This window comes from Legionella sp. (assembly GCF_965140895.1).
Taxonomy (GTDB): Bacteria; Pseudomonadota; Gammaproteobacteria; order Legionellales; family Legionellaceae; genus Legionella.
In genome coordinates this window covers 1-1,880 of the sequence record NZ_CBCSKT010000098.1, presented here as the reverse complement: position 1 = coordinate 1,880, position 1,880 = coordinate 1, and the positions used below count along the sequence as shown (strand labels likewise).

Here is a 1,880-nt window from a genome sequence, read left to right as displayed (position 1 = left end):
TGGCATCATCCCATTGATAGGTGGTGAGCGATTTGGTGTTGTCCAGCATATTATTATACTGAGCCATTTGATTTTTATAGGTATCAAGCTGAGTTTGTGCCGACTTTGCGTTTTCCAACCAATTCATATAATCAAAAACGGGAGCTCCATCGGAATAAACGCTGCAAGCCCACAAACACATCATCGTTATTTTTATTTTCATTGTACTTACTCCATAAACTAACTAATAATCGAACACGCGATACGGTTTTTTAAATACCAAGTCTTTGGTAACCATAATGTTAAATTCATAACCGGTGCCAATTTTTAGGGTGGGCGACACATTTAAGTTTTTGGCAATCATTTGTGCGGTCACCTCACCTAACTGTTGCCCAAGTGCCTGACTTAAAACACTACCTGCTGTAGGCTGGTTATTAAACCCATTGTTGCCCTGATTTTGATTTTGGCTGTAGGAAATGCCGGCAACAATTCCTGACATCAAAAACGCTGAGCCAAAAATTCGGGTGTAATGAGCGTCTACCTGGTCACGAAAACCCGTCATGCCCGCGCTGTCTGTACCCGGCATTGAGCCGATATCCAGTTTCCTTCCATCCGGAAAGGTTAATCGTTGCCAGGCAACCAATAAGGTATCTTGACCATAACCTACATCGCTGGAATAAAGTCCGAGCACCTTGGTTCCTTGAGGGATTAAGAGATGCTTCCCGGTGGCCGTGTCATACACATTTTGTGAAACCTGGCCTATGATTTGTCCTGCTAAGGTGGAGCGAATACTACTCACCATCACACCTGGAATGACACTGCCCGCACTGAGCTCATAAGGCGTATTTGGGTTTTTCAGGGTGGAATTTAAATGCCAACGCAGTTCATTTTCACGGCCACCAAGGGTTTGGGCCGTCTGTTGTTTATTCCGTCCTCGAATCGCCGCTAATTTTTCTTGAAATGGGGTTGGCACATGCGTTGTGTCTGATTGCAGTTCTTCGCGATTGCTTTTTCGTGTAACAAAGAGGCGCTCCTTATCAATCTCAATGACCGTTTTGGCGTTCACCGCCTCTTCAAATTTTTGGGTTTTTTCTTGGCGTATACGCTCAATTTCTGCATCAGGAATTTGCTCTTCAACATAAGGCCTGGGAGGCGCATCGAGGTTATCCGCTACCGCAACAGGAAGGCTTATAGTTTCTGTTGTTTTAATGACACCCTGTGCTGAGGGTACAATCCCCGCGATGCGTTTACCCACCACATCATGAGCCATGCTCATGCTGTTTTGTCCTGATTCTTCTCTAGGGGCTGTTAATGAAGAGGCATGATTTTGAGCATTGGCTCTTTTTACGGTAACCAAAGCAATTAACAGCACAAACACGGTGAACACCCCAAGACAAATAATCAAGGGCATATTATTTACACGCTTAACCCCCTTTGCATTTAACTGCTTCGGGGAATGCTCTGCCGATAATAAATCGTTCTTTGACATCTTTATTACTCCTTCCGTGACCAGGGACTGATTGGCACTAATACTGCGTTATGAATTCCATAGGCACGGCTTAATGATTGGCTTCCTACAAAAATGCTCACCCGATATAAATGGGGCGGTATCGGCTCATCGACTACATAAAAGAAATTGGCTTCTGATCGGGTGGCGCTTTGTTCAATGACTCCAAATCCTTTCTGTCGTAGCAGCTCAATCAATTTCATGCCAAAGGGATCTCGAATTGTTTGCGACAAATGAAACCGGTTTTTCGCCGGCGGATAAACATGCCCTATTTGTGCTGCGGCATCTTTTGCCATCAGTTCATAAGCACCCATGGGAGCATGCGTAAAGTTGCCATATTCAAGGCGAGCACAACCTGACAACCAGCACATTAGAAGTACGATGATTAATTGCC

Annotated in this window: 2 protein-coding genes and 1 pseudogene; all 3 read right to left on the bottom strand. The window is 44.7% G+C overall.

The window, feature by feature from the left end; translation table 11 throughout:
- Window positions 1-202 (bottom strand): annotated as a pseudogene (locus tag ACQY7T_RS10955) (P-type conjugative transfer protein TrbJ); the annotation flags it as partial.
- Between the two features lie 21 nt (window positions 203-223).
- The gene (locus ACQY7T_RS10950) at window positions 224-1,468 is read right to left on the bottom strand and encodes a TrbI/VirB10 family protein (protein WP_428413350.1); all 1,245 of its coding nucleotides are present in this window, start codon (window positions 1,466-1,468) and stop codon (window positions 224-226) included.
- Between the two features lie 5 nt (window positions 1,469-1,473).
- A partial coding sequence (locus ACQY7T_RS10945) for a conjugal transfer protein TrbH (RefSeq protein WP_428413348.1) occupies window positions 1,474-1,880 on the bottom strand: 407 nt, incomplete at its 5' end.

What these genes read in the sequence shown, in the direction of transcription:
- ACQY7T_RS10950 (WP_428413350.1), bottom strand. Translation starts at nt 1,468, where the DNA reads ATGTCAAAGAACGATTTATTATCGGCAGAGCATTCCCCGAAGCAGTTA.